We start from the raw sequence: 26,099 nt of genomic DNA on the forward strand, positions 1-26,099 counted from the left end.
GCACCGACCGGGCCGTCACCGCAAAACATGACCGAAGCCACCGATGGGCGACGCCGTGCTCCACCCGCCGTTAGTGTCCTGTGTGTGGACGACACGCGCATGGTGGCGAGCGCCGACGCCTGGGTCCGATCGCATCGGTGGGTCCCGGACACCGCACTGGCCGTGCTGCTCGCCCTCTTCTGCCTCACGATGAGCGTGTCGACCGTCCTGGACTCCGCGTGGTCGACGCCCGCGCGAGCGACGCTGGTCGTCGTCCTCGTCGTCGGGCACGCGGCCGTCGCCGCTCGGCGTACCGCACCGTTCACCGCCTTCGCGGTCGTGTCCGCCATGTGCCTGGTGCTGGTGGCGGCGCCGGGCATCACCGGGGACCTCGCCAATCGGCTCGGTGCCCCGGTGCCGCCGATCCTCCTGCCGTCGACGCTGCTGTTCGCCGTCGTCCTGTACTCCGTCACCGCCGACGGCACCCGTCGGCAGTCTCGGGTGGCGGCCGGGATCGCCGTTGTCGGGGCCGTGGCCGTGGTGCTGCGCATCGCGTTCGACGAGGTCGTCACCGCGTCGGCACCGGCGTCGGTCGGTCCCGCGGACGGATGGCTCCTGTTCCTGATCCCGGCCGTCGTGGGGTGCACCGTCGCCCCGTGGAGTCTCGGACGACTGCGCCGTGCGCATCGCCGGTATCTGGCATCGCAGCGGGAGGTGGGGCTCCTCGCCGAACGTGCCCGCCTCGCGAGCGAGATCCACGACGTGGTGTCCCATTCTCTCGCCGTGATGGTCAGCCAAGCCGAGGGCGGGCGCATGATCGCCGAATCGCGGCCCGCCGTCGCCCGCACCGTTCTCGCGACCATCGCCGACACCGGCCGAGAGGCGATGGACGGGATGCACGGTCTGCTCGACGCGCTGGATCCGACCGAACGCGGTGGCGGCGCACCGCAGCCGACCCTCGCCGACCTGTCCGGGCTGATCGACCGCATCCGCGACGCCGGTGTCCCGGTGCGCGTCGACCGGGTCGGCGATGTCGGGCCGCTGAGCCCGACGGCGGAGCTCACCGCCTACCGCGTCGTGCAGGAGACGTTGACGAACGTCCTCAAGCACGCGCCCGACGCCGACGACGTTCTGGTCCGCTGCGCGTGGTCGCCCGACGGCCTGACGATCACGGTCCGCAACGACGGAGTCAGCGGCGCGGAGCCCCGAACCGGCTCGTCCGGCCGTGGGCTGCCCGGTCTGCGACGACGCGTCGAGGCCGCAGGCGGAGAGCTCACCGTCGAGGCGGTCGACGACGCCTTCCAGGTGACGGCGATGATTCCGGGAACGGGAGGGACATGACGGTCCGAGTGCTCGTGGTCGACGATCAGGAGCTGGTCCGCAGCGGGCTGTCGATGATCGTGGACTCGCAGGACGACCTCGAGGTGGTCGCCGACGCCGACTCCGGCGCGGCGGCGGTGGACCTGTGCCGGCGGCTCCGCGTCGACGTCGTGCTGATGGACGTCCGCATGCCCGGCATGGACGGCATCACCGCGACGCGGGAGATCGTGGCGGCGGCGCAGGCGCCACGGGTGATCGTCGTGACGACGTTCGACCTCGACGAGAACGCCTTCGCCGCGCTCCGCGCCGGTGCGAGCGGTTTCCTGCTCAAGAGTTCCCGAGCCGAGGACGTGATCGACGCGATCCGCACCGTCCACGCCGGCGACGCGGTCATCGCGCCGAGTACCACCCGTCGGTTGATCGAGCACGTCGCGCCGACCCTGCCGGGTGCCGCTGAGCCTTCCGAGATGGACCGTCTCACCGACCGCGAACGGGAGATCCTGATCGAGGTCGCGTCCGGCGATTCGAACGCCGAGATCGCCGCGCGACTGCACGTGTCGGAGGCGACGGTGAAGACCCACGTGGGACGACTGCTGCACAAGCTCGGCGCCCGCGACCGCGTGCAGTTGGCGGTGCTCGCGTACGAGACGCGTCTCGTCGTTCCGGGCACCTGACCTCGGTGCGGGATCATCCTGCGGGCTGAGACGGACTAGCCCGCAGGTGGACGAATCACGCCGCCGATCGCGCGACGGTTGATCCATGACGAAATCAACGATCCACCCCATCGATTCCCCACCCCTGCGCACCGCCCGCCCGACGCCGCCCGACCGGCGCTCCCGCGGCCCGCTCGTCGGCCTCGCCGTCGTCGTCCTCGCTGTGATCCCGTACAGCACGATGAAGATCGCCTGGCTCGCCGGTTCCACCGTCGGCGTCACCGACGCCGCTTCCGCCGACGACATGCACTCCCCAGCGATGCTGATCGGAAACGGCATCACGCTGGGTCTCGAAGTCGTCGCCGTGTGCCTCGCGGCGGCGCTGACCCGCCCGATCGGCCTCCGCCTGCCCGCGTGGCTGGTGTTCGTGATCGCGGGTGGTGCCACCGGTCTGCTCGCGCCGATCGCGGCCGGAGTCCCCACCGGGCTCGTCGCTCAGCTGCTCACCGAGAGCGATGTCCACACCGCCGGCATGGACCACATGAGTCCGTGGGTGTTCTTCGTCGCGTACGGCGGCTTCTGCGTCCTCGCCGTCGGATTCGCCGTCCTGCTCGGCGAGTACTGCCTGACCCGGTGGGGCGACCTCCTCGCGGCGCCCCCGTCGCCGAGCCGCCTGACCACCGTGATCGGCGCCATCGGGCTGCTGCCGTTCGCCGTCGCCATGCTCTGGTGGGGACTCGTCGGATCGGGTGCCTTCGGTCCCGAGGCGATGACCGCGATTTCGCAACGCACGTTCCTCGTCTTCTCCGGACTGTTCCCGCTGCTCGCCTTCCTCGCTCCCCGGTTCGGGCCGCTCATCCGGCGGCCCCGACTCGCCTGGCTCGCCGTGTGGGTCGGCTGTGCGACGGCCGTGATGCAGCCCGTCACCTCGGTGCTGTTGGATCTGGGCGGCGCACCGAGTGCGCTGTTCGTCGCGATCGCCGCGGCGACCGTCCCGGGGGCGTTCGCCTACGGCGTCATCCTGCTGCGAACCCGGGTGCGTGCCGTCGCGCGCGCATGGCCGCCCTCGCGGCGCTCCCGACCGCGGTGTGGCGCCTCGGTCCGGGCTTCGGTTTCACGCTGGGGACGCCCGACGCGTGGCGCGACCTGCAGCAGCTTCCGGGTGCGGGAACGGCGTACGTCATGACGCTCTCCGCGGTCCAACTCGTCGCCGCGGCGTCCCGCTTGTTCCTGGCGGTCGAGTGCTACCTGATCGCCGTCGCCTGGCCGGCCTTCTTGATCCCGGCGTCGATCGGCTATCTGCGTCGCGGAGGCCGCTCAGACCTCAGTCTCGGTCGGCGCCGGAATCTGGGCGAACCTGCCGAATCGGCCGTCGGGTGAGACGTCCAGCCCCTCCGACCGTCCGCGCTGCACCCGTGCGATCACCCACAGCAGGACCGCGGCCATGACCGCCACCTGGAGTGCGCCGCCGCCGACCAGCGAGGCGCGGGGCCCGAACCATTCGGCGAACACGCCGAGCAGCGGTGCGCCGATCGGGGTGCCGCCCATCAGCATCGTCATGTACAGCGCCATCACCCGACCGCGGACCTGCGGGTCCATGCTCATCTGGACGAACATGTTGGCCGCCGTGAGCGCGAGCAGGGCCGACAGTCCGACGAACGGCAGGGCCAACCCGTACAGCAGCGGAGTCGGAGCCAGGCCGGACAGTACGTTGAACACCGCGAAGACCAGCGCGGACTGCACGACGAACCGCAGGCCGGGCGCCGACTTGCGCCGCGCGGCGAGCAGCGCGCCGAGCAGTGAGCCGATGCCGGACACCGTGCCGAGGAGGCCGTACATCGCCGCGTCGAGGTGGAACTCGTTGCGCACCATCAGAGCGTTCGTCATCTGGAAGTTGAGGCCGAAGGTGCCGACCGCGAAGGCGACGCCGAGCGCGATCAACAGGTCGGCGCGGCCGGCCACGTACCGGATGCCTTCGCGGACCTGCCCCTTGGCGCGCGGCAGCGGCTCGGTCTTGACGAGCTTGTTCTCGTTCAGGAGCAGCAGCGCGATCAGGAAGGCGACGTAGCTGACGCCGTTGGTCATGATGGCCCAGCCGCTGCCGAAGACGGCGATCACGATGCCTGCGATGCCGGGGCCGATCAGTCGTGCGGTGTTGAACGCGGAGCTGTTGAGGCCGATCGCATTGGTGAGCCGTTCAGTGCCGACCATCTCCGAGACGAAGGCCTGACGGGCCGGGGCGTCGACGGCGGCGCCCATGCCGAAGACGACGGCGAAGACGTAGACGTGCCATGTCTCGGCGACTCCCACGACGGCGAGGAAGCCGAGGATAAGGGAGCTGACGGCCATCCAGCTCTGGGTGAGCATGAGGAGCCTGCGCTTGTCGAAGCGGTCCGCGAGCAGACCGCCGAACGGCGAGAGGAACAGGGCGGGCGCGAACTGCAGCGCCGTGGTGATGCCGACCGCCATCGCCGACCCGCCGGACAGCTGCAGCACCAGCCAGTCCTGGGCGACCCGCTGGATCCAGGTGCCGATGTTCGAGACGAGCGCACCGCTGACGTAGGTGCGGAAATTGGGTACGGCGAGCGATGCGAAGGTCGATGAACCACGCGACGCTGCCAAATCTCCTCCTGACCGACTGAGGAATTCAACGCCCGATCACCGGGCTTTATTCCAGGTGTCCGACCGCGTCGCCACCATCGGTCGCGGACTGCGCATACGCTGGTCTCCATGCGCGGAGTCATCATGCATTCACCCGGCCACGTCAGTGTTCAAGACCGCCCCGATCCGAGGATCGAGAAGCCGACCGACGCGATCATCCGGCTCGCCGCCACCTGCATCTGCGGCTCGGATCTGTGGCCCTATCGCGGCGCCAACGACGTCCACGACGCGCCGATGGGACACGAGTACGTCGGCTACGTGACCGAGGTCGGTGCCGACGTGCGGACGGTGAAGGTCGGCGATTTCGTCGTCGGCTCGTTCATGGCGTCCGACAACACGTGCGAGATCTGCTCGGCCGGCTACCAGTCGCGCTGCGTCGACGTCGTCGGCATGGGCGGCGTCGGCACGCAGGCCCAGTTCGCGCGGATCCCCCACGCCGACGGCACGCTGGTCGCGACGCCGGAACCGCCCGCCGAAGACCTCATCCCGTCCTACCTCGCGGCCTCCGACGTCCTCGGCACCGGGTGGTTCGCGGCCGACGCCGCCGAAGCCGGCCCGGGCAAGACCGTCGTGGTGGTGGGCGACGGCGCCGTCGGTCTGATGGGCGTACTGGCCGCCCAGCAGATGGGTGCCGAGCGGATCATCGCGATGAGCCGCCACGCCGACCGCCAAGCCCTGGCTCGGGAGTTCGGCGCCACCGACATCGTCGCCGAGCGCGGCGACGCCGGTGTGGCCGCCGTCCGCGAGCTGACCGGCGGCCTGGGCGCGCACTCGGTGATCGAGGCGGTCGGCACCCAGGAGTCGATGATGCAGGCCGTGCGCTCCACGCGAGCCGGCGGCCACGTCGGGTTCGTCGGCGTCTCGCACGGCGTGGAGCTGCCGGGCGACAAGCTCTTCTACTCCGCCGTTCACCTGCACGGCGGCCCCGCACCGGTCCGCCGGTATCTGCCCGACCTCCTGCAGCGCATCGCCGATCGGACGATCGATCCGGGCAAGGTCTTCGACCTTCGGATCCCGCTCGAGCAGGCCGCCGAGGGCTACCGCGCGATGGACCAGCGCGAGGCGATCAAGGTGTTGCTGACGCTCTGACCGCTCGCGCGCTCCAGCGTCGGCCGTCGTACCCGACGTCGATCGGATGACGGAAGGCCCGCGTGATGACCTCGGAGGTCACCGTCTGATCGGCGGGGCCCGCGGCCACCGTCGCGCCGTCGCTGATGACGATCGCGTGACTCGTCGACTCCGGCAACTCCTCCAGATGGTGGGTGACGAGCACCGATGCGACGTCGGGGGCCGACGAGGCCAGGGCGTCGACGGTCTCCAGCAACTGCTCGCGGGCCGCCACATCGAGCCCGGTGGTCGGTTCGTCGAGCAGCAGGAGTTCCGGTTCGGCGATCAACGCTCGAGCGATCAAAGCGCGGCCGCGCTCGCCCTGCGACAGAGTGTGCCAGCCGGAGTCGGCCCGAGCGGTCATGCCGATGTCGTCGATGAGCGCCGCGGCCCGCGTCCGCTGCTCGTCGGTCGGGACCCACCGCATCGGCAGGTCGATGGTTCCGGTGACGCCGGTGAGCACCACCTCGGTCACGGTGAGATCGGTCTGGAGCCGATGCCGCGGGTTCACGTGCCCGATGTGCTTGCGGAGCACCGCCGTGTCGACACGTCCGAGTCGCTGCCCGAGGACGTCCACGGTGCCCGACGTCGGGTGCGTCTGCGCGGCGCAGAAGCCGACGACCGTGGTCTTGCCCGCACCGTTCGGGCCGAGAAGCGCCCAGTGCTCCCCCGCCCGCACCGTGAGATCGATACCGTGCAGGATCTGCCGACCGTTGCGGCGGAAGGTGACGGCGTCCAGGCGGAGGACTTCGGCTGGGTCGGTCATGCGAGTGCCTCCTTGAGGCCGTCGAGGTGGGTGCGTGCGCAGGTCGCAGCAGCGTCGCTGCGTCGGTCCGGGGCTTCGAGGACGGCTTGCCGCACCACTTGTGTCTCCCGCACTCGGTCGCGACCGAGTGCGGGAGGCAGAACTGGTGCGACGAGGCGCGAAGTGGTGCGGGAAGACCGCCTCGTCCGGCGAACTGCCGACTTCAGCGTCCCACCCACCGGGAATCAATCATCGAGCGCCCTGCCGTTCGTACGCGTCGTTGAAGGCCCGGAGTTGCCGCAGCAGCGACTCCGGGTCTCCGGGCGCCAGATCGGCGAACACACGGTTGAGCCGATCGGCGCGTCGGCGACCGTCGTGGTTGAACGCCTCGTTGCCCTCCACGGTCGGCCGATGCATCCAGCTGACGCACTCGGGAATCTGGAAGCGCTCGACGAAGCCGCGCTTCATCGCGGCGTTGACCTGGCGGTTCACCGTCGACTGCTCCAGGTCGAGGTCGACACTCAGCTCCCGCAGGGTGCGCGCACGGCCGTCCGACAGCAGCCACAGGATCTGGAAGGCCGACGAATCCAGGATCGCCTGGGGATCCACCTCGTAGCGGCGTCGACGCATCCGGAGCAGCTCCTCGACAACGTCGCGATGGACGGTCGACGGCCAGATCTCTTCGTCGCTTTCCACCGTTTTCGCCCCGCTCTCGCAGCCGTCGTCGTTCGTTCCCGATTTGGGGATGTGCATGATGCATATGTAGGTTACATACCCTGTTGCACATCAGCGAAAACCATACCCAGAAGGACCCTTCATGACTCGCTCCCCCGACGCGGCGGAATCGATGTCGCGCGACGACGCGACACCGAGCACCGCCATTTCGGACACCGCGACACCGTCCACCCCGGACATGCCGCGCAATGCGCTGGCCATCGTCATCACGCTCTGCTTCGGCGGTCTCGTCGCGTCCCTGATGCAGACGCTGATCATCCCGGTGCAGCCCGAGCTTCCGCAGCTGCTCAACACCTCGATCTCGAACGCGTCGTGGATCATCACCGCGACCCTCCTCGGCGGTGCGGTGGCCATGCCGATCGCCGGTCGCCTCGGCGACATGTACGGCAAGCAGCGTGTGATCCTCGCCAGCTCGGTACTCCTCGTGGTCGGCTCGCTGATCTGCGCGATCGGCGGCTCGCTGCTCCCGATGCTCATCGGTCGCACCGTACAGGGCCTGGCGATGGGCTTCATCCCCGTCGGCATCAGCCTGATGCGCGAGGTGACGCCTCCCCGACTGACGTCCATGGCGGTGGCCGCGATGAGTGCGACGCTCGGCGTCGGCGGCGCCATCGGCCTGCCGCTGTCCGCGTGGGTGGCGCAGACCTGGGACTGGCGCGCCCTCTTCTGGACGTCGGCCGGCCTCGCGGTGATCATCACCGTCCTCGTCCTCACCGTGATCCCGAACATCGCCGACAATGCGGGCGGCAAACTCGACGTCGTCGGCGCGATCGGCCTGTCGGTCGGTCTGTGCGGCGCGCTGATCGCCATCTCGAAGGGCAAGGACTGGGGCTGGACCTCGGGAACCACCCTCGGCTTCTTCGCCCTCGGCATCGTCGTCCTGCTGGCATGGGCCTACTTCGAGCTCCGCCACAGCGACCCGCTGGTCGACCTCCGCAGCTCGGCCAAGCCGACAGTCCTGCTGACGAACATCGCCGCAATCGCGATCGGCTTCGGCATGATGGCGCAGGCCATCGTGGTCCCGATGATGCTGGAGGTCCCCGAGGCCGCAGGCGGCTTCGGCCAGACGATCCTGCAGACCGGACTGTGGATGGCGCCCGGCGGCATCATGATGATGGTCTTCGCGCCCGTCTCCGGAACCCTGATCAACAACCTCGGGCCCAAGCTCACCCTGGCGATCGGCGCCGCCGTCCTCGGCGTCGGCTACCTGACCGCGTTCTTCCTCATGAACGCCCCGTGGCAGCTGGCCGTCGCCTCGATCATCGCCTCCGCCGGCGTCGGCATCGGCTACGCTGCCATGCCGACCCTGGTGATGGGCGCGGTCCCGCTCACCGAAGCAGGTGCGGCCGTCGGCCTCAACGGGCTGATGCGATCGGTCGGCACCACGCTGTCGTCGGCCATCATGGCCGTCGTCCTCGCCGCCTCCACCGTCTCGATGGGCGGGCACGACATCCCGACGCACACCGCATTCAAGTGGTGCTTCTTGATCGGCGCGATCGCCGCATTCGTCGGCGTCGCCATCACGATGCTGATTCCGCGGTCCGCCTCGACCACCGAGGAGACCGTGGCCTGACACCCGCCGCTTCGGTTGACGACGCCGCCCGTACCGCTATCCCAGCGGTACGGGCGGCGTTCCGTCTCCGAAGGGTCGGCCGCCGAGGGCATCCCGCCCGTGCGGGGTGTGCCAATTCGCGAGATCCGGCCCCTTGGGCACGATGCCCGACGGGTTCACGTCGCGGTGCACCTTGTAGTAGTGCGCCTTGATCTGCTCGAAGTTCGTCGAGTCGCCGAAGCCCGGCGTCTGGAACAGGTCGCGGGCGTACGCCCACAGCACCGGCATCTCCGACAGCTTCTCGCGGTTGCACTTGAAGTGCCCGTGGTAGACGGCGTCGAAGCGAGCGAGCGTCGTGAACAGGCGGACATCGGCCTCGGTGATGGTGTCGCCGACCAGATAGCGCTGGTTCGCGAGCCGATCGCTGAGCCAGTCGAGGCGGGAGAACAGCTGGTCGTACGCCGCTTCGTACGACTCCTGGGAGCCCGCGAAACCGCAGCGGTAGACGCCGTTGTTCACATCCTTGTAAACGACCGCGTTCACCTCGTCGATCTCCGGTCGTAGGTCCTCGGGATAGAGCTGCGGAGCGCCGTCCCGGTGGAAGTCGGTCCACTCGAGCGAGAAGTCGATGGTGATCTGCGGGAAGTCGTTGGTGACGACGGCACCCGACGGGATGTCGACGATCGCGGGGACCGTGATCCCCTTGGGGTAGTCGGGGAACCGCTTGAAGTAGGCGTCCTGCAGCCGCGGTATGCCGAGCACGGGGTCCACCTCGCCCGGGTCGAGGTCGAAGGTCCACGACCGCTTGTCGTGGGTCGGCCCGCAGACGCCCATCGAGATCGCGTCCTCGAGGCCCAGGAGTCGGCGGACGATGATCGCCCGATTGGCCCACGGGCAGGCGTAGGCGACGACGAGCCGATAGCGACCGGCCTCGACCGGGAAGCCGTCGGCGCCGTCGCGAGTGATGCGGGTCTCGATGTACCGGGTATCGCGCTCGAACGCCTTGTTCGGCTCCACGTAGTCGGCCTGCTGATCGGTGTCCTTCTCAGTCATGAGTCCAGGATGTCACCGTCGGCCGGGCGACGCGCGCTGTCAGAGACCTTCGAACGCGCGCCCCAGCTCCACGTCGACGTCGATCAGGCGCGCCTTGCGGACTTCGGGCTTGTCGATCTCTGTCTCGACGAACCTGGCGATCACCCGACGGATCTCGTCGTCCACCTGGGCGAGGTTGCGGATGATCTCGCCGCGCATGTTGCGGGAGTTCACATCGACGAAGACGTCACGCGGACGCGGCGGCTCTACCTCGATCCGCAACTGCAGCGGCGCCGCGCAGCGGACCGTCATCGGGAGCGTCACGAGACCGTCGACGTCGTAGCGGATCCGATCCACCTTGAGGTTCACCGACAGGGCGATGTGCAGCGGCAGCTTCACCGTGAAGGTGATCAGTTGGCCGACGTCGCGGGTGATCTCCGGTTCGGACACACGCACCTTGGCCTGCACCTTGACCATGCCACCCGGGCCGGATGCGATGGGGCCGACTTCGAACTCCTCACCGGCGATCGCGGTGAACGCGGTGCCGATGCGCTCCTCGGTGACTGCGATCTCGAAGAACCGGCGACCGAACTCCTCGTACGACATGTAGCTGAGTTCGCCCTGATCGTCGGGTTCGGCGTCCACCACGATCGCGGCCTGCATGGACCCGACGGCTTCGACGACGTCGGCCACCTCGTCGTCGTTCAGCTGCGCCTCGTCGGCGGCCTGGTCGACGTCGGCCGCCTCGTCCAGCGGATGCACGCTCGACGCGGCGTCGTCGACGGCGTTCTCGACGGTCTCGTTCTCGGGGGCTTCATTCTCCGACACGGATACATCCTTACCTATCGGGCCCGAACTTCGTAGTCCGGGAAACGATCTCGATTGCGACGACGCGTCTGATCAGCGGCGACTGGCGTCGGGGACTCTGCGCGGGCAGTGCGTGCCCGGCACGGCGACCAACTCGAAGTGCCACCACTCGTTGTCGAAGGTACGACACAGGCCCCAGCGGACCCCGTTGGCCTGCAGCCAGGCGGCGCCGGCGCGCGGTCCGACGTCGATCGCCTGCCCCGTGACGTGCGTCGACTCGTCGGGAGGCAGGACCCAGCGTCGTGCTTCGGCGGCGCTGCCGTAATCCCTGATGCCCTGCCGCCAGAGGCTCGCCTGCTCTGCACGCGACCGTTTTCCGGAGTTCACGTACATCGGGACACCGGCGGCACGGGCGTCGCGATACGCCAGCGTGTAAGCGACGCCGAGTTGCGGCGTCAATCCCGCGGTGCCGGGAGCCAGCGCCACGCCGAGCAGGTGCTGCCGGGCGGTGTCGGGCGACGCGGCGGCCTGCGGAGCACACAGCGACGCGATCAGCAGCACGGCCGCTCCGATCACCAGCAGACCGATTGATCGAGGAAGGGTCGGTGTCCGGTTTCGCATCACGGATAGACGCTACTACGCCGGACGCCGGGGTGCCGTCCATCGGCCACCGCGGCATCCGTCAGAACGACAGTCCTCGTACGCAGACCGCAGTTCAGCGGTAGAACCCGTCACGCAGGTTGATTCCGTGCTCCAGCCAGACCTTGAGTGCGGCCAGCATCCCGGTCCAGCCCATGCAGTTGCCGAAGGCGCTCTCCGCGCCGACCGCCGTCGGAGTCCAGGACGATTCGGTGACCGACACCCGGGTCCGCGCCCCGCCGTCGACGGGTTCGAACTCGAAGGCGACATCCGTACCGTCCCCGCCGACGGTCTCGGTTCCTGCCCAGCGGATGACGATTCGCCGCGGGGCCTCCGCCTCGATGACCCGGACGTCGAACGCGCCGGGGAAGTCGTGGAAGTCCCACGAGACGGTGGCACCGGCATCGAGGCGACCGTGTGCTCCGCCCGTGGTGAAGTACTTCGACAGCTGCTCCGGATCGGCCACCGCCTCGTACACCTCGGCCACCGGCCGGGACACATAGCCGAACACGGTGAATGACAGGTCGTTGATCGGCGCATTCGGCGTCGCGGCGGCATCGTTGGTCATGGTTCGAATCTACCGGTGCAGGACACCGGGCCGTGTCACGTCTTGCCCTGGAATCGCGCAGGTGACACGGTAGACCGATGACAGTCTCGCCGCGCAGCGATCACCACGGCCGCCCTGCACCGTCGACCTCGCCGCGGGTGAGACTGCGTCTGGGCCGCTCCGTCGCCACTCTCGCCGCCGCCCTCACGGTCGGCACCTCGCTGTCGGTGGTCGCGGCGCCCGCATCGGCGGCACCCCCGACGCCCGGCATCACCGCGCACCAGGTGGCGAGTGCCCCGTACAGCGCCCTGTTCTCGATGGGCGTGCCGGTCTACGAGCGCGTTCAGTTCATCCGCGAATCGCACAGCACGCGCCGCGCGATGATCATGCGACGCCTGTACCGCCCCACCGACGGTAAGCGCGGCAGCGCCCGCTACGTCTTCCTCGGCGATCGTCTGCCCACCTCGTTCATCGTCGCCGAGCAGCGCGGCAGTCACGGGACGCCGACCGGACTCGTGGTCCCGATGACCCGAAAGTCGCGCGGAACGCCGCCGACACCGCGCTACCAGTCCGTGAGCCCGCTCACCGGGCCGGTCGGCGAGGTCCGGGCGATCAGCTGGTCGCACCGCTACCTGGGCTGAGCACCACCAGCCGCGACGTGGTTCGGGTCATCGCGACGTACCGGTCGACGGCGCCCGCGATGTCGTCGCCGAACTGAGCCGGGTCCACCAGGACCACCAGGTCGAACTCGAGTCCCTTGGCGGTGATCGGGGTCAGTGAGTCGACGCGATCGTCGGCGGGGAACGTCGGGTCGCCGATGATGCAGGCGATGCCGTCGACGTTCTCCGACCGCCACCGCGCCACGATCGTCGCGAGTTCCCTGGTCGCGGCGAACTCCACGGGCAGGCCGCCGGTGCGGATCGACTCCGGTACCGCGACGCCAGGCAGTGCAGCGAGGATGCCCGGCCGGGCATGCTCCATCACCTCTGCGGGCGTGCGGTAGTTGACGGTCAGCGTGGTGCGACGCGGCTCCCCCACCCCCACGCGGCGGAGTCGGTCCTCCCACGTCTCGGTGAAGCCGGCGCGCGACTGCGCGCGGTCACCGACGATGGTGAAGCTCCGCGACGGACAGCGTGCGAGGAGCATCTGCCACTGTGCGTCGGTGAGGTCCTGCGCCTCGTCGACGACGATGTGCGCGAACGGTCCGGCGAGCGGATCCGCGTCGCGGTCCGACATGCCGGTCTCGTCGACGATGACATCCTGGATGTCCTCAGCCCGCAGCATGGTGACGAGACCTTCTCCGTCGTCGCCGGCGATCAACTCGTCGATCACGCGGTCGCGGACGCGTCGCTGTTCGCGGATCTCGGCTCGGCGGCGCTGTCGCCCGTGTGCCGCGTCCGCGTCGCCGAGTCTGCGGCGAGCGGCGTCGAGGAGTGGCAGGTCCTCGACGGTGAACTCCGAGTCCTCGTCCCGGCGCAGCAGCGCACGCTGCTCCGCGGTCAGCCACGGCGCGCACAGTCGCAGGTAGGCCGGCACCGCCCACAGGTCGGCGATCATGGTCGTCGCATCGAGCATCGGCCACGCGCGGTGCAGGATCGTCGCCAGATCGTGGTCGGCTTCCAGCGCCGGCCGCACTCGGTCGTCGGGCACGTCGCGGCCGGTCATCGCCCGGATCCTCGGCGCGAGCACCTCGACCAGCGCATCCCAGATCTCGTCGTGCGCCTCGTTGTGCACCGAAGCGGAGCCGACCGCGCCGAAGGCCTCCGCCCAGTCCTCGCCGGTCACCTCGAGATCACCCCACGGCGTCTCGACGTCGACGATCTCGACCGGCGGGTCCTCGTAGAACGCGACAGCGGCGTCGACCGCCTCGACCGACCGCGCCGACGATTTCAGGTCGGCGACCCGCTCATCGGTCTCGGGCGCGAGGCTCGCCGACCCGGGCACCAGGTCGGCGAGGGTGCAGGTGGCGACGCCCTCCTCTCCGAGGCTGGGCAGCACGTCGCCGACATAGCTCAAGTAGGGGCGATGCGGTCCGACGATGAGGATCTCGCCGCGGTTCCCGCCGAGTCGCGGGTCGGCGTACAGCAGATAGGCGGCGCGATGCAGGGCGACGACCGTCTTGCCGGTGCCCGGCCCTCCGTCGACGACGAGCGGTCCGCGGGAGTCGGCGCGGATCGCCGCGTCTTGATCGGCGGCGATGGTGCCGAGCACCGACGTCATCTTCGGCGATCGGTCGACGCCGAGGCTCGCGATGAACGCCGACTGACTGTCGAGGGCGGCGGTGTCGGCGCGGTCGTCGGCGGTGAAGACTTCATCCCAGTAGTCGATGATCGCCTCCCGCGACCACCGGTAGTGTCGGCGAGACGCCACGCCCATCGGGTCGGCCAGGGTGGCGGCGAAGAAGGGCGCGGCGGCCGCGGTGCGCCAGTCGATCAGCAGAGCGGTGCCGTCGGCCGCGGACACGCCGATCCGGCCGATGTACGCGACGGTGCCGTCCGCGTGGACCACGCGGCCGAGGCACACGTCGGTCCCGATCCGGGTGAGAGTCCGGATCCGCGTCGAGAGGCGGCGGATCTCCTGGTCTCGGACCACCCCCGCCTCCACTCGGACATCGGTGGACCGACGGGCGGCGTCGAGCGCGGCGCGCGCGTCCGAGATCTGCGCGGTGATGCGTTCCCGGATGCGGACGAGGTGGGTCGCGTCGGCGGCGATCAAGTCCGGGCGTCTCTTCTCGGAGAGTCGTTCGGGGAGGGCGAATACGGTGGCGGGCAAGCGGACCCCATGCTGGTCGAAGGCGGTGAGTCGACCATTGTGCACGCTGCCCGGGGCCTTGCGGCAAGCCCCTGGCCTCGGGTTATCCTGGAGTGGGCGGAGAGTTCAGAGTCGGTTCGAGATCAGTGGAACCAACTGCTCGTCGTCGGTCCAGGCACCGTGATGGCCGATCAGCGTCGACTCCATCGGCTCGTTGCCGGGGCAGGTCAGCACGCTGGTCCCCTGCGCCACCGCCAACACATCCCCGATCCGCGCGGCGATCGTCTCGATCGGCGGGGTGACCCCGAACCAGTGCTCGTCCAATGCCTGTTCCCGCGTCACCACCTGCGCGTGCCGACCGAGCACCGTTCCCCAGTTGCCCGCCACATCGGCGACGGCGTCGGCGTGGTCGGCGTACACGTGACGGACCCGAGCCTCACCGGAGATGAGCCTGACTCCCTCGTGAAGCAGCGGCTCGGCGTCGAGATCGATCCGTTCCTCGGCACCGACCATGCCGTGGTCCCCGGTGATCAGCAGCGTGCAGGTGTCCGGGAGATCGGCGAACAGGTCCGCGACGGCGGCGTCGACCGTCTCCAGCACGTGCAGCCAATGCGGCGACTCCGGCCCGCGGAAGTGTCCGACGGCGTCGAGCTTCGGATAGTAGGCGTACGCGAAGCGACCGGTGCCGTTGTCGTGGCGCGCCACCTCCAGGATGCCGTCACGGACCGCGGCGAGGTCCTCGGCCGCGTGCAGGTGTCCGGATACCCCGAACGCGGCCCGGGTGAGTCCCGACCGCACCTGGTAGCCGGGCACCACGAAGTGGATGTCGATTCCACTTCCCGCCAACTGTGCGACGGTGCTCGTGACGGTCTGCAGGTCCTCGGGCACCACAGCGTCGCGTGCATCGGGCCCCTCCGCGTTCCCGGTTCGCCAGCGCAGCGCGTTGAAGTTCTCGAGTCCGTCGCCCGAGCGCAGCGCGAAGCTGTAGCCGATGATGCCGTGCGTGGCGCACGGCGCCCCGATCGCGAGGCTGGCGATACTGGTCGCGGTCGTCGCCGGAAACCCGGCCTGCAGGGTCGTCACGACGTGCGCCGCCAGGGTCGGTGCCACATCGGCGTGCCGGGACAGGAGCTCGGCCCCCAGCCCGTCGATCAGCAGGACCACCACGTCGCGCGCGGGGTGCACGCCGAGCGGATTCTCCGCCTGACCGTCGAGCGCGAGCGCGACGCTGGGCAGGACATCGGCGAGCGTTGGTCTCATGTCTCTCACTATGCGGCACCGGCGGACCGCGGGAGCGGACAATGGTGGCATGCTCCCCGTTCTCAACCTCCGCACCGCAGACGCCGACCCCGCCGAGTTCCGCCGGAGGCTGCTCGACGCGACCCACACGGTCGGCTTCTTCTATCTCACCGGCCACGGTGTCCCGCAGACCGCGATCGACCGGATCCTGCGGGTGGCCCGCGAGTTCTTCGCGCTGCCGCAGTCCGCCAAGGACGAGATCAGCATGCTGAACAGCCCGCAGTTCCGCGGCTACACCCGTCTCGGCGGTGAGCTCACCAACGGTGCCGTCGACTGGCGCGAGCAGGTGGATCTGGGGCCCGACCTGCCCGTGATCGAGGGTGCTGAGGGCTACTGGAACCTGCAGGGGCCAAATCAGTGGCCGTCGGCGCAGCCCGAGTTCCGCGAGGCGCTGTACCGCTGGGACGACCGTCTCGCGGAGGTCGGTCGTCGTCTCCTCGCCCACTGGGCGACCGCGCTCGGCGCACCGGACGACGTCTTCGACGCCGCTTTCCGGGATCGACCGGCCACGCTGATCAAGGTGGTCCGCTATCCCGGCAGCGACGAGACCCCGCAGGGAGTCGGCGCGCACAAGGACTCCGGGGTGCTCACCCTGCTGCTCGTGGAGCCCGGCTCCGCGGGCCTGCAGGTGGAGGCCGCGGACGGCTCATGGATCGACGCCCCGCCGCTCGACGGCGCCTTCATCGTCAACATCGGCGAGCTACTCGAGTTCGCGACCGACGGCTATCTGCGCGCCACCCGCCACCGCGTGCTCGCGCCCGCGCCCGGCACCGACCGGCTCTCGATCCCGTACTTCTTCAACCCGTCGCTCGACGCGCAGATCCCGACGCTGACGCTGCCCGACCACCTGGCCGCCGACGCCCGCGGCATCGAGGACGATCCGGCGAACCCCATCTACGGCACGTACGGGGAGAACGCGTGGAAGTCCCGCACCCGGGCGCACCCGGACGTCGCTGCGAAGCACCACGGCATCGTGCCGGCCGGTGACGCGTCGGCGTACTGATCCGGCGGGGATAGGTTGAAGGGATGACCTCGCGTGCCGAATCCGCCCCCGATCGAGCGCCGCGTGCCCGCACCGTCGCCGAACTCGATCAACTCGTCACCGGGTGCCGCGCGTGTCCGCGGCTCGTCGCGTGGCGCGAGGAGGTGGCGCGGACCAAGCGTGCGTCCTTCCGTGACCAGACCTATTGGGGGAAGGCGATTCCCGGCTTCGGACCGGACGACGCCGGGATCCTGATCGTCGGCCTCGCACCGGCCGCGCACGGTGCCAATCGGACCGGTCGCATGTTCACCGGCGACCGCAGCGGCGACTTCCTCTTCGCCGCGATGCACGCCGTCGGGCTCGCGAATCAGCCGTACGCGGTGTCCGCCGACGACGGCCTCGAACTGATCGGAACCCGGATCACCTCGCCGGTGCACTGCGCACCGCCCGCCAACAAGCCCACCCCCGCCGAACGCCGCACGTGCGCGCCGTACCTGAACCGGGAGCTGGAACTGCTCGCGGACACGGTTCGGGTCGCGGTGGTCCTCGGTGGCTTCGGCTGGCAGGCGCTGATGTCGTCGCTGACCGACGGCGGCTGGGCGGTCCCGAGGCCGCGCCCGAAGTTCGGGCACGGCACGAAGGTCGTGATCGAGCATCCCGACGGCCGGACGCTGACCGTCCTCGGATGCTTCCACGTCAGCCAGCAGAACACCTTCACCGGCCGGTTGACGCCCGCCATGCTCGAGGGAGTCCTCAGCGACGCGAAGTCACTGGCTAGTCTCTGACCTGTTGACATCGTTCCGGGAGGCAGCATGTCGTCGTTCACCGCACCGCGGGCCACGCGCATCGCCCGAGTCGTCGGGCACACCGCGTGGTGGCTGTTCGTCGTCACCCAGGTGATGAAGGACGCGCCGGCCGCCACCGGGCTGCCGAGCCGCTACCGCGCGTACACGCCGCTCACCGACGCGGGGTGGACCGCGTACACGCCGCTGACCTCGTCGTCGTCGGACTTCACGGATGTGAACGCGCTGGCGACGGTGTCCATCGTGGCGATCCTCGCATGCGTGGTGGCCGCCGTGGTCGAGGCGTTCGTCGACCGACGGTGGCTGACGGGGCTCTTCACCGTCGCGGCGCCGATCGTCGGCGGCGCTCTGGTCGTCGTGGGTGTGGAGTCGCAGTACGGCGGCGTCTGGAGCGACATCTGGCTGCGTCCGATGCTCGCCGCCGGGTTGGTCCTGCTCGGTGTCGCGGTCCGCGAGATCTGGGCCCGCGGATTCGCACCGGCGGCCGTCGCCGGGCGGCGCTCGTGAACGACGGTCCATGACCTCCGAGGTCATGGTCGGGCAGCATCGGCGCGACTAGCGTCTGAACGCATGACGACCCTCACCTCTCCACCGGACGTCGGGCCCGCCCTGCGGCGGTGGCGCCAGCACCGACAGCTCAGCCAACTGCAGCTCGCCGACCGCGCGGGCGTGTCGACCAGGCACCTCAGCTGGGTGGAGAACGGTAGATCGCACCCGACGCGCGACATGATCGAGCGGCTCGCCGACCACCTGGACGTGCCGCTGCGCGAACGCAACCAGCTGCTGCTGTCGGGCGGGTTCGCCCCCGCGTACCGCGACTGCGACCTCTCCTCTCCGGACCTGTTCGCGGTCAGTTCAGCCCTGCGGTCCCTGCTCGACGCCCAGGTGCCGTTCCCCGCGCTGCTGCTGGACCGGTGGTGGGACGTCGTCGACCACAACACGGCGGTGGAACCACTGCTCGCGGCGTGCGCCCCGCACCTGCTGGAGCCGCCGATGAACGCCGTGCGCCTGGCGCTCCATCCGGACGGTCTCGCACCGCGGATCGTCAATCTCGGACAGTGGCGACGCCATCTCATCGGCCAGGTCCGCAGCCGCGCGGACCGTCTCGCCGACGCTCGGCTCTCCGCACTCGCGGACGAGGCCGCGGGCTATCCGGGTGACGACGTCGGCACACCCGACCCGAGCGACGTGGTGGTGCCGATGCGGTTGGCGACGCCTGCGGGCGAACTCCGATTGTTCAGTGTCCTCACCGCCGTCGAGTCGGCGCTCGACGTCACCGTCGACGAACTCCGCGTCGAATCGTTCTACCCGGCGGACGACGCGACGCGCGCCGCACTCACCACCCCTACCGACTGACGACGAACGACCCACGAAGGAGAGAATCCGTGACCACTGCACTCTCATCCATCGCCGACACCTGGATCAACGGTGTCCTGCTCCGCTCTCCGGTCGCTCGCGCGATCGGACTCCGTCTGGTGTCCGCGGTTCCCGAATCGGTGACCATCGCACTCCCCTACTCCGACGATTCCGTCACCGTGCCGGGCGTCCTGCACGGCGGTGTCATCGCCACCCTCATCGACACGGCGGCCGCCGCCGCCTCCGCGTCCGGCCTCACCGACGACGATGCCGACACCACCGGTGGGGCGACGGCCGATCTGACGATCCACTACCTGCTCCCGGGCACCGGCGATCTGACCGCGACCGCCGACGTCGTCAGTCGCACGCGCAGCGCCACCCTGAGCGAGATCAAGGTTCGAGACGTCTCCGGCGCCCTCGTCGTGACCGGCGTAGCGACCAGTCGATTCTTCCGGAAACGCTGAGACGAGTCTCCGCATTCACGCACTCAGTCGATCACGATTCGGGTCATCCATTCGAACGTACGACAGTCTGATCAGTGCCGGGTGTCGTAGCCCTGTTCTACTGTTATGTCCATAAGCGTAGAACTGTACTCAATCACCCGAATTCAGGCGATGATCCGTCGACGACTCGCCGTCCAAGAACAGGTGTCATCATGACCACCACCCACGACCGCTCCCCCGCCGACGCGACCGCATCCGACCGGTCCGTCTCGCACGCCCCGATCGACCTGTGCTGCCTGGTGTGGGCCCATGCCGACAACGAGGGCGCCATGGCCGAGTACGAGGATCTGGTGCTCGGACTGCTTCCCGAACACGGCGGAAAGATCCTCGCGCGCGCCATCGGCCCCGGCCTCGACGGCACTCCGCACGAGACGCAGTTCATCCGTCTGCCCAGCCAGGACGCCTTGGACGCCTACCTCGGCGACCCGCGCCGCGACGAGTTCTCCGCGCAGCGGGACCGCCTGATCAAGCGGACCGTCGTCTACCCGGTCCGGTTCGCCGAACGCGGCTGAGGTCGACCCTCGAGCGGCCGGGCTCATTCCTTCAGCAGGCCGCGCAACTCATCGATCGTGTCGGCCTCGTCGGCGGGTTTCGCGTCCGCGCCGACCCGGTAACGGCGGACGCGGGCGAACCGCAGGGCTACGCCTCCGGGATACCGTGACGATCGCTGTACGCCGTCGATCGCGATCTCGACGACCGTCTCCGGCCGGACCCGCACCACGTGCGAAGCCTCCGCGCGCGAGTCGTCTGCCTGTGAATCCTCTGCAACGGCGATGGTCGGAAAGAACTCGGTCTGCCACTCGAGGAGCTCGTCGGTGAGGCCCTTGAAGGTCTTCCCCACCATGACGAACCCGCCTGGTTCACCGAATCGACCCTGCGGATCGCGGGCGCCGAGGTGCAGATTCGAGAGCTTCCCGGTCCGCCGACCCGACCCGTGTTCGACGGCGAGGACCACCAGATCGTAGGTGTACACGGGTTTCACCTTGATCCAATTGCTGCCGCGGCGGCCGGCGGCGTACGTCGATTCCAGCCCCTTGACAACGACGCCCTCGTTTCCCGTGGCGATCGCCTCGGCGAAGAACGCGGTACCTCGATCCGCACCGTCCGGATCGACGAGAACACCGCGCACCATCCGATCGCCGACGATGTCGGCCAGGATCTCCCGACGCAGCCTGAGCGGCTCGTCGATCAGACTCGTCCCGTCTGCGTGGAGGACATCGAAGAACTGCGGGGTCAGGGCGATCTCGTCGCGACCTGCCTCCGAACCGAATCGGCTCATCGTCTCCTGGAACGGTCGAGCGACACCGTCGGCGTCGAACGCGAGGGCCTCACCGTCGAGCACCAGATCATCTCCGGGGAATCCTGCGACAGTCGCGACGATCTCCGGTACCCGCTCGGTGATGTCGGCGAGAGTCCGCGTGTAGACCCGGACGACGCCTCGGACGCGGTGCACCTGAATGCGTGCGCCGTCGAGCTTGACCTCGACGGATGCCGCACCGATCGCGCCGATGGCCTCCGCGACCGTCGTCGACGATGAGGCGAGCATCGGCGAGACCGGGACTCCGGGAGTGAGTCCGACCGCGGTGAGGTCGTCGCCGATCAGGGCGGCGCGGACCGTGTCACCGAGGTCTCCGGACAGCATCGCCGCCCGCCGAAAAGTGGCAGTCGGGACACCCGTGGCCTTCGCCGCCGCGTCGGTCAGCACGCCCTGCAGTGCTCCCGTCCGCATCTCGCCGGTCAAGACGCGGACCAGGTAGTCCTGTTCGTCGGCGGTGGCGCGCCCCATCAGATCCGCGAGCGCGGTGGATCGAATGCTCGCCGACCCCGGGCCGTGCGCGTCCGCCAGCGTCGCGAACGCGGCATCCACGTCGAGGACGGTGAGGGAGGGCGTCGCTGCGGGATCCGTTCGGGCAGCCGAGGCGGTCCGCCACCCGATCCCGAGCCGTCCTCGGGAGGGGTGCCCCAGCAGCAGTCCCGTCGTCGGGACGGCCTCGTCGGGTGTCAGCGCTGCGACGAGTTCGGCGAGTCGCCGCGTCTTCTCCGTGCGCGACCGCGTGGCCGTCACGTCGGCGGCGGCGTCCACCACCGCCGTCAGTTTCGTCCTGTCCTGCGTCACGTCACCGAGCTTAGGCTGAATCGCGTGAAGCGAACCGTCTCCGTTCCGCCCGGTCTGATGCGGCGCGCGACCCTCGGCGGCGAGTGGGTGGCGTGGCTCGACGATCTGCCCGCGCGATGCGCACGACTCCTGGACGAGTGGAACCTGACGCCGACCGGCGACCCGACGCACGGGTCCTGCTCCCTGGTCGTCCCGGTTCGCACCGCTGACCGCGTCGACGCCGTGTTGAAAGTCGGGTTCGACGGCGACCGGGGGTCCGAGCACGAGTCGGTGGCCCTGGCCCAATGGAACGGTGACGGCGCCGTCCGCTTGTTCCGCGCCGATCCGCGCCGTCGCGCGCTGCTGCTGGAGCGCCTGCACAGCACGGACCTGGAGTCGCTTTGGGATGTGGAGGCGTGCGAGATCATCGCAGGGTTCTACGCGCGTCTTCACCGACCGGCGTCGAACCGGTTGGCGGTTCTGCCCGACGTCGTCGGCGGATGGCTCGACGCGCTGGCGACCGACGCGGCGATCGTCCCCGTCCCGCCGCGGTTCGTCGAGCAGTCGCTGCACGCCGGGCGCGACCTCTGCTCGGATCCGGCGTCGGTCGGCACGCTGATCCACGCTGACCTCCACTACGGAAACGTCCTCGCCGGCGACCGGGAACCGTGGCTGGTGATCGATCCCAAACCGCTGTCGGGCGATCCGCACTACGAGGTGGCTCCACTGCTGTGGAACCGGTGGGAGGAGATGGCCGGCGATGTCCGAGGGGCCCTGACCCGCCGATTCCTGACTGTCGTCGACGCCGCCGGGCTCGACGAGAAGCGCGCCCGCGACTGGGTCGTGATCCGCGTGATCCTGAACGTGCACTGGGCCGTCGAGGATGCCCGCAGAGCGCGCCGCGGACTCGACGCAGAGGAGCGCGAGTTCGTCACCCGGTCCGTCGCGATAGCGAAAGCCGTGCAGCCGTGACGGTTCCGCACGTCGGCCCCACCGGTGATGCCCTACCGTGGAACCGTGAATCCAGTCCTCGCCGCCGGAGCGGTCATCGTCGATGATGACGGACGCGTCCTGATGGTCAAGCGAGGACACGATCCGGAGAAGGGCCGCTGGTCGGTTCCCGGCGGGCACGTGGAGCCCGGAGAGTCCATCCGCGACGCCGCCGCGCGCGAGGTCCTCGAAGAGACCGGTCTCCGCGTCGAGATCGGCGACGAGATGTGGTGCACCACCATCCCGTACCGCGACGGTGAGACCTTCGAGATCCACGACTTCGCGGCCACCGTCGTCGGCGGGAGCCTCCGGGCCGGAGACGACGCCGACGAAGCGCGGTGGATGACCCGCGACGATCTCGAGCACCTGCCGATCGTGGCGACCTTGCGCGACTACTTCCATCAGGAGGGACTGCTCTCCGTGAATCACCCTGCACCGAATCCTTCCCGGTGATCGTCGGACCGGGTTTACTCGCTGTATGACTTCCAGAGCGCGGGCCCTCGCACCGCTCCTGGTGCTGCTGTTCGTCGCCACCGCGCTGCTTGCGGCGTGCGGCAGCAGCGGCGGCCGGGACGACGGTGTGCTGAAGGTCGGAACCGAGGGCACGTACGCGCCGTTCAGCTATCACGACCCGACCACCGGGGAGCTCACCGGCTACGACGTGGACGTCGCGAACGCCGTCGCCGAGAAGCTCGGCATGCGCGCCGAGTTCGTCGAGGCCCCGTGGGACTCACTGTTCGCCGCCCTCGGCGCCGACCGGTTCGACGTCGTCGCCAACCAGGTGACGATCACGCCCGAACGCGAAGCCAAGTACGCCATGTCGACGCCCTACGCCATCGGCGAAGGCGTGATCGTGACCCGTGCCGACGACACGTCGATCACCTCGCTCAACGATCTCCGCGGCAAGACGTCCGCGCAATCGGCCACCAGCAACTGGACCGAAGTCGCCCGTAACGCGGGGGCGAGGGTCGAGACCGTCGAAGGTTTCTCGCAGGCCATCACCCTGCTGAAACAGGGACGCGTCGACGCCACGGTCAACGACAGCATCGCCGTCCACGCCTATCTCGCCGAGACCGGCGACACCTCGGTGAAGATCACCGGCAAGACCGGCGAGACCAGCGAGCAGGCCTTCGCCGCACGCAAGGGCAGTCCGCTGATCCCGAAGATCGACGACGCCCTCGACTCGCTGCGCGCCGACGGGACCCTGACCGCGATCTCGCAGAAGTACCTGAAGGCCGACGCCAGCGGCAGCGAGTCGCAGGCTCCGCAGCAGCGGAGCACGTGGCGGCTGATCGCCGACAACCTGTGGCCGATGGCCAAGGCGATGGTCACCGTCACCATTCCGCTCACCGCGATCAGCTTCGCGATCGGCCTGGTGATCGCCCTGGTGGTGGCCCTCGCGAGGATGGCCGAGAACGTGATCGCGTCGCGGCTCGCACGCGCTTACATCTCGATCATCCGAGGCACCCCGCTGCTGGTGCAGTTGTTCATCATCTTCTACGGGCTCCCCGAACTCGGTTTCAAGGTCCCGCCGTTGCCTGCTGCGATCGTGGCGTTCTCGCTGAACGTCGGCGGGTACGCGGCGGAGATCATCCGCAGCGCCATCATGTCGGTGCCGAAGGGGCAGAGCGAGGCCGCGCAGACCATCGGCATGGACTACGCGACCACCATGCGGCGGATCATCCTGCCGCAGGCGGCCCGCATCGCGGTGCCGGGCTTATCGAATACGGTGATCTCGCTGGTGAAGGACACCTCGCTGGCGTCGACGATCCTGGTGACCGAGGTGTTGCGGACGGCGCAGATCGCAGCGGCGCCGACCTTCGAGTTCTTCGCGTTGTACATGACCGCGGCCGCCTACTACTGGGTGGTCTGCCTGATCCTCTCCGCGCTGCAGGGCAGACTCGAACTCCGATTGGGAAGGTTCTTGAAGGCATGACCGAACTCATCCACGCCACCGGTCTGCGCAAGTCGTTCGGCGCCGGCCCGGTCCTCGACGGCATCGATTTCGCCGTCGAATCGGGTTCGGTCACGGCCGTGATCGGTCCGTCCGGATCCGGGAAGACGACGCTGCTGCGGTCGCTGAACGCTCTCGACCTCCCCGACGCCGGCGTGATCCGGGTGGCCGACGAGACCGTCGACTTCGGTGGCGCGTATTCGAAAGCCGACCTCGCGCGCTACCGGAGCCAGAGCGGTTTCGTCTTCCAGAATCACAACCTCTTCCCACACAAGACGGTCATCGAGAACGTCGTCGAGGGACCGATCGTCGTGCAGAAACGGCCTGCCGACGAGGCTCGGGCCGATGCGCGGCGACTGCTGGAGAGCGTCGGGCTCGGGGATCGCGGCGACGCCTACCCGAGCGAACTCTCCGGCGGGCAGCAGCAGCGGGTCGGCATCGTGCGGGCCGTCGCGTTGAAGCCGAAGGTCCTGCTGCTCGACGAACCGACCTCGGCGCTCGACCCGGAGTTGGTCGGCGAGGTGCTGCGGGTCATCAAGGATCTCGCCGCGGAGGGGTGGACGATGGTCGTGGTGACGCACGAGATCGAGTTCGCGCGGCAGGTGTCCGATCAGGTCCTGTTCATCGACGGCGGCGTGATCGTCGAACGGGGTGCTCCGACGGCGGTCATCGACCACCCGCAGCACGAGCGGACCACCGCCTTCCTGCGGCGCCTCACCGATCCGCTGTGACACGCACCCGGTCGGGACGGGTGTAGATGTTCATCGACTCCCCGCGCAGGAACCCGATCAGCGTCAACCCCGATCGCTCCGCCAGCTGGGCCGCCAGCGACGACGGCGCCGACACGGCGGCCAGAATCGGAATCCCGGCCATCACCGCCTTCTGCACCAGCTCGAAGCTCGCCCGCCCCGACACCTGGAGAACGGTTCCGCGCAGCGGCAGGCGGTCGTTGTTGACGGCCCATCCGACCACCTTGTCGACGGCGTTGTGTCGTCCGACGTCCTCGCGGAGCACCAGGAGGTCGCCGGACGCCGCGTCGAACAGTGCTGCGGCGTGCAGTCCGCCGGTGGTGTCGAAGGCCCGCTGACCGGAGCGGAGTCGATCCGGCAGCTCGGTCAACAGCGCGGCCTCCACCGTCGAGTGGTCGACGGACACGTCGAACGACGACGTCGACTCCACCTCTTCGATGCTGGTGGTGCCGCACACACCGCACGCGGACGTCGTGTAGAAGTCGCGGGCACGCGCCGGATCGGGCGGCTCGACGTCCACACCCAACGTCAGGTTCAAGGTGTTGTAGGTGTTCTCGCCGTCGCCTCCGGTGGGACCGCCGCAGTGGATGCCGCTGTCGAGGTGCTCCGCGCGCGTCATGATCCCTTCGGAGACCAGGAATCCGGCGGCGAGTTCGATGTCGTTGCCGGGGGTTCGCATGGTGACGGTGTACGGCCGACCCGAGATGCGGATCTCGAGCGGTTCCTCCACCGCGAGCACATCGGGTCGACGACGCGGCTCCTGCCCCACCGCCACCTTCGTCACCGGCCACCGCGTCGTAATCCGTCCCACAGTCGCCAGGGTAGATGTTCCCTTCAGAC

27 protein-coding genes are annotated in these 26,099 nt (G+C 69.3%); 16 read left to right on the forward strand and 11 right to left on the reverse strand.

What is annotated here, in order from left to right:
* Positions 1–84: 84 nt before the first annotated feature.
* The 3 genes from ACH46_RS11450 to ACH46_RS11460 all read left to right on the forward strand — a co-directional run bounded on the left by ACH46_RS11450 (position 85) and on the right by ACH46_RS11460 (position 3,138).
* On the forward strand, positions 85–1,320 hold the full coding sequence (locus ACH46_RS11450) for a sensor histidine kinase (protein WP_157851046.1): 1,236 nt from the start codon (positions 85–87) through the stop codon (positions 1,318–1,320).
* On the forward strand, positions 1,317–1,973 hold the full coding sequence (locus ACH46_RS11455; RefSeq protein ID WP_062393002.1) for a response regulator: 657 nt from the start codon (positions 1,317–1,319) through the stop codon (positions 1,971–1,973). The genes ACH46_RS11450 and ACH46_RS11455 overlap by 4 nt, the downstream gene beginning before the upstream one ends.
* Before the next feature lie 85 nt (positions 1,974–2,058).
* Positions 2,059–3,138 carry a hypothetical protein gene (locus ACH46_RS11460; RefSeq protein ID WP_062393003.1) on the forward strand — a complete coding sequence of 360 codons (1,080 nt, stop codon included), beginning with the start codon at positions 2,059–2,061 and terminating at the stop codon, positions 3,136–3,138.
* 131 nt (positions 3,139–3,269) lie between these two features.
* Here ACH46_RS11460 and ACH46_RS11470 read toward each other — a convergent pair whose 3' ends face one another.
* On the reverse strand, positions 3,270–4,574 hold the full coding sequence (locus tag ACH46_RS11470) for an MFS transporter (RefSeq protein WP_062393005.1): 1,305 nt from the start codon (positions 4,572–4,574) through the stop codon (positions 3,270–3,272).
* A 108-nt stretch (positions 4,575–4,682) separates the two neighbouring features.
* On the opposite strand from ACH46_RS11470, the gene ACH46_RS11475 reads away from it, so the two are divergent.
* Positions 4,683–5,702, forward strand: coding sequence for a zinc-dependent alcohol dehydrogenase family protein (locus ACH46_RS11475; RefSeq protein ID WP_062393006.1), 1,020 nt, complete (start codon positions 4,683–4,685; stop codon positions 5,700–5,702).
* On the opposite strand, the gene ACH46_RS11480 is transcribed toward ACH46_RS11475, so the two are convergent.
* Together ACH46_RS11480 and ACH46_RS11485 are read right to left on the reverse strand one after the other, a co-directional pair.
* Positions 5,680–6,486, reverse strand: coding sequence for an ABC transporter ATP-binding protein (locus ACH46_RS11480; RefSeq protein ID WP_062393007.1), 807 nt, complete (start codon positions 6,484–6,486; stop codon positions 5,680–5,682). The two genes, ACH46_RS11475 and ACH46_RS11480, sit on opposite strands and share 23 nt — an antisense overlap.
* A gap of 228 nt (positions 6,487–6,714) precedes the next feature.
* On the reverse strand, positions 6,715–7,161 hold the full coding sequence (locus ACH46_RS11485) for a MarR family winged helix-turn-helix transcriptional regulator (RefSeq protein WP_062393008.1): 447 nt from the start codon (positions 7,159–7,161) through the stop codon (positions 6,715–6,717).
* A 121-nt stretch (positions 7,162–7,282) separates the two neighbouring features.
* On the opposite strand from ACH46_RS11485, the gene ACH46_RS11490 reads away from it, so the two are divergent.
* Complete coding sequence (locus ACH46_RS11490; protein WP_082399619.1) at positions 7,283–8,773, forward strand: MFS transporter; 1,491 nt, start codon at positions 7,283–7,285, stop codon at positions 8,771–8,773.
* 36 nt (positions 8,774–8,809) lie between these two features.
* Here the strand turns inward: ACH46_RS11490 and ACH46_RS11495 are convergent, their stop codons facing one another.
* The 4 genes from ACH46_RS11495 to ACH46_RS11510 all read right to left on the reverse strand — a co-directional run bounded on the left by ACH46_RS11495 (position 8,810) and on the right by ACH46_RS11510 (position 11,798).
* The gene (locus ACH46_RS11495; RefSeq protein ID WP_062393009.1) at positions 8,810–9,805 is read right to left on the reverse strand and encodes a glutathione S-transferase family protein; all 996 of its coding nucleotides are present in this window, start codon (positions 9,803–9,805) and stop codon (positions 8,810–8,812) included.
* A 39-nt stretch (positions 9,806–9,844) separates the two neighbouring features.
* Complete coding sequence (locus ACH46_RS11500; RefSeq protein ID WP_417935246.1) at positions 9,845–10,612, reverse strand: hypothetical protein; 768 nt, start codon at positions 10,610–10,612, stop codon at positions 9,845–9,847.
* A gap of 72 nt (positions 10,613–10,684) precedes the next feature.
* Entirely contained in the window at positions 10,685–11,212 is a 528-nt protein-coding gene (locus tag ACH46_RS11505; protein WP_082399907.1) for a M15 family metallopeptidase, read from the reverse strand.
* A gap of 94 nt (positions 11,213–11,306) precedes the next feature.
* Positions 11,307–11,798, reverse strand: coding sequence for an SRPBCC domain-containing protein (locus tag ACH46_RS11510; RefSeq protein WP_062393010.1), 492 nt, complete (start codon positions 11,796–11,798; stop codon positions 11,307–11,309).
* Positions 11,799–11,875: 77 nt separating this feature from the next.
* Between ACH46_RS11510 and ACH46_RS11515 the strand changes: the two genes are divergently transcribed.
* Positions 11,876–12,418 carry a hypothetical protein gene (locus tag ACH46_RS11515; RefSeq protein ID WP_062393011.1) on the forward strand — a complete coding sequence of 181 codons (543 nt, stop codon included), beginning with the start codon at positions 11,876–11,878 and terminating at the stop codon, positions 12,416–12,418.
* Here the strand turns inward: ACH46_RS11515 and helR are convergent.
* Positions 12,390–14,549 (reverse strand): RNA polymerase recycling motor ATPase HelR, encoded by a 2,160-nt coding sequence (gene helR / locus ACH46_RS11520; RefSeq protein ID WP_082399621.1) that lies wholly within the window; start codon positions 14,547–14,549, stop codon positions 12,390–12,392. The two genes, ACH46_RS11515 and helR, sit on opposite strands and share 29 nt — an antisense overlap.
* A 105-nt stretch (positions 14,550–14,654) precedes the next feature.
* The gene (locus tag ACH46_RS11525) at positions 14,655–15,788 is read right to left on the reverse strand and encodes an alkaline phosphatase family protein (RefSeq protein ID WP_062393013.1); all 1,134 of its coding nucleotides are present in this window, start codon (positions 15,786–15,788) and stop codon (positions 14,655–14,657) included.
* A 49-nt stretch (positions 15,789–15,837) separates the two neighbouring features.
* Here ACH46_RS11525 and ACH46_RS11530 point away from each other — a divergent pair, with 49 nt between their 5' ends.
* The 6 genes from ACH46_RS11530 to ACH46_RS11555 all read left to right on the forward strand — a co-directional run bounded on the left by ACH46_RS11530 (position 15,838) and on the right by ACH46_RS11555 (position 19,983).
* The gene (locus tag ACH46_RS11530; RefSeq protein ID WP_062393014.1) at positions 15,838–16,830 is read left to right on the forward strand and encodes an isopenicillin N synthase family dioxygenase; all 993 of its coding nucleotides are present in this window, start codon (positions 15,838–15,840) and stop codon (positions 16,828–16,830) included.
* 23 nt (positions 16,831–16,853) lie between these two features.
* Positions 16,854–17,594, forward strand: coding sequence for a uracil-DNA glycosylase (locus tag ACH46_RS11535; protein ID WP_062393015.1), 741 nt, complete (start codon positions 16,854–16,856; stop codon positions 17,592–17,594).
* A 27-nt stretch (positions 17,595–17,621) separates the two neighbouring features.
* On the forward strand, positions 17,622–18,119 hold the full coding sequence (locus ACH46_RS11540; RefSeq protein WP_062393016.1) for a hypothetical protein: 498 nt from the start codon (positions 17,622–17,624) through the stop codon (positions 18,117–18,119).
* Positions 18,120–18,182: 63 nt separating this feature from the next.
* Complete coding sequence (locus ACH46_RS11545) at positions 18,183–18,968, forward strand: helix-turn-helix domain-containing protein (protein ID WP_062393017.1); 786 nt, start codon at positions 18,183–18,185, stop codon at positions 18,966–18,968.
* A gap of 29 nt (positions 18,969–18,997) precedes the next feature.
* Positions 18,998–19,432, forward strand: coding sequence for a PaaI family thioesterase (locus ACH46_RS11550; RefSeq protein ID WP_062393018.1), 435 nt, complete (start codon positions 18,998–19,000; stop codon positions 19,430–19,432).
* A 191-nt stretch (positions 19,433–19,623) separates the two neighbouring features.
* The gene (locus tag ACH46_RS11555) at positions 19,624–19,983 is read left to right on the forward strand and encodes a DUF1330 domain-containing protein (protein WP_226995591.1); all 360 of its coding nucleotides are present in this window, start codon (positions 19,624–19,626) and stop codon (positions 19,981–19,983) included.
* A gap of 23 nt (positions 19,984–20,006) precedes the next feature.
* On the opposite strand, the gene ACH46_RS11560 is transcribed toward ACH46_RS11555, so the two are convergent.
* Positions 20,007–21,587 (reverse strand): ATP-dependent DNA ligase, encoded by a 1,581-nt coding sequence (locus ACH46_RS11560; RefSeq protein ID WP_226995592.1) that lies wholly within the window; start codon positions 21,585–21,587, stop codon positions 20,007–20,009.
* A gap of 24 nt (positions 21,588–21,611) precedes the next feature.
* Between ACH46_RS11560 and ACH46_RS11565 the strand changes: the two genes are divergently transcribed.
* The 4 genes from ACH46_RS11565 to ACH46_RS11585 are packed head-to-tail and all read left to right on the forward strand — an operon-like array spanning position 21,612 to position 25,241.
* Entirely contained in the window at positions 21,612–22,538 is a 927-nt protein-coding gene (locus ACH46_RS11565; protein ID WP_226995593.1) for an aminoglycoside phosphotransferase family protein, read from the forward strand.
* A 45-nt stretch (positions 22,539–22,583) separates the two neighbouring features.
* Complete coding sequence (locus ACH46_RS11570; RefSeq protein WP_226995594.1) at positions 22,584–23,009, forward strand: NUDIX hydrolase; 426 nt, start codon at positions 22,584–22,586, stop codon at positions 23,007–23,009.
* Between the two features lie 25 nt (positions 23,010–23,034).
* Positions 23,035–24,492 carry an ABC transporter permease subunit gene (locus tag ACH46_RS20835; RefSeq protein WP_082399625.1) on the forward strand — a complete coding sequence of 486 codons (1,458 nt, stop codon included), beginning with the start codon at positions 23,035–23,037 and terminating at the stop codon, positions 24,490–24,492.
* A complete protein-coding gene (locus tag ACH46_RS11585; protein ID WP_062393020.1) occupies positions 24,489–25,241 on the forward strand; it encodes an amino acid ABC transporter ATP-binding protein in 753 nt (250 codons plus the stop codon). Before ACH46_RS20835 ends, ACH46_RS11585 begins: the two co-directional genes overlap by 4 nt.
* Here the strand turns inward: ACH46_RS11585 and fdhD are convergent.
* On the reverse strand, positions 25,225–26,070 hold the full coding sequence (gene fdhD / locus ACH46_RS11590) for a formate dehydrogenase accessory sulfurtransferase FdhD (RefSeq protein ID WP_062393021.1): 846 nt from the start codon (positions 26,068–26,070) through the stop codon (positions 25,225–25,227). The two genes, ACH46_RS11585 and fdhD, sit on opposite strands and share 17 nt — an antisense overlap.
* Positions 26,071–26,099 lie beyond the last annotated feature (29 nt).

The sequence above is a fragment of the Gordonia phthalatica genome, assembly GCF_001305675.1.
Taxonomy (GTDB): domain Bacteria; phylum Actinomycetota; class Actinomycetes; order Mycobacteriales; family Mycobacteriaceae; genus Gordonia; species Gordonia phthalatica.

Bases quoted from the DNA above. Each gene is read 5' to 3' on its own strand.
- ACH46_RS11455 (WP_062393002.1), top strand. From the start codon at position 1,317: ATGACGGTCCGAGTGCTCGTGGTCGACGATCAGGAGCTGGTCCGCAGC.
- ACH46_RS11460 (WP_062393003.1), top strand. From the start codon at position 2,059: ATGACGAAATCAACGATCCACCCCATCGATTCCCCACCCCTGCGCACC.
- ACH46_RS11475 (WP_062393006.1), top strand. From the start codon at position 4,683: ATGCGCGGAGTCATCATGCATTCACCCGGCCACGTCAGTGTTCAAGAC.
- ACH46_RS11480 (WP_062393007.1), bottom strand. From the start codon at position 6,486: ATGACCGACCCAGCCGAAGTCCTCCGCCTGGACGCCGTCACCTTCCGC.
- ACH46_RS11490 (WP_082399619.1), top strand. From the start codon at position 7,283: ATGACTCGCTCCCCCGACGCGGCGGAATCGATGTCGCGCGACGACGCG.
- ACH46_RS11495 (WP_062393009.1), bottom strand. From the start codon at position 9,805: ATGACTGAGAAGGACACCGATCAGCAGGCCGACTACGTGGAGCCGAAC.
- ACH46_RS11505 (WP_082399907.1), bottom strand. From the start codon at position 11,212: ATGCGAAACCGGACACCGACCCTTCCTCGATCAATCGGTCTGCTGGTG.
- ACH46_RS11510 (WP_062393010.1), bottom strand. From the start codon at position 11,798: ATGACCAACGATGCCGCCGCGACGCCGAATGCGCCGATCAACGACCTG.
- ACH46_RS11515 (WP_062393011.1), top strand. From the start codon at position 11,876: ATGACAGTCTCGCCGCGCAGCGATCACCACGGCCGCCCTGCACCGTCG.
- ACH46_RS11525 (WP_062393013.1), bottom strand. From the start codon at position 15,788: ATGAGACCAACGCTCGCCGATGTCCTGCCCAGCGTCGCGCTCGCGCTC.
- ACH46_RS11530 (WP_062393014.1), top strand. From the start codon at position 15,838: ATGCTCCCCGTTCTCAACCTCCGCACCGCAGACGCCGACCCCGCCGAG.
- ACH46_RS11535 (WP_062393015.1), top strand. From the start codon at position 16,854: ATGACCTCGCGTGCCGAATCCGCCCCCGATCGAGCGCCGCGTGCCCGC.
- ACH46_RS11540 (WP_062393016.1), top strand. From the start codon at position 17,622: ATGTCGTCGTTCACCGCACCGCGGGCCACGCGCATCGCCCGAGTCGTC.
- ACH46_RS11545 (WP_062393017.1), top strand. From the start codon at position 18,183: ATGACGACCCTCACCTCTCCACCGGACGTCGGGCCCGCCCTGCGGCGG.
- ACH46_RS11555 (WP_226995591.1), top strand. From the start codon at position 19,624: ATGACCACCACCCACGACCGCTCCCCCGCCGACGCGACCGCATCCGAC.
- ACH46_RS20835 (WP_082399625.1), top strand. From the start codon at position 23,035: ATGACTTCCAGAGCGCGGGCCCTCGCACCGCTCCTGGTGCTGCTGTTC.
- ACH46_RS11585 (WP_062393020.1), top strand. From the start codon at position 24,489: ATGACCGAACTCATCCACGCCACCGGTCTGCGCAAGTCGTTCGGCGCC.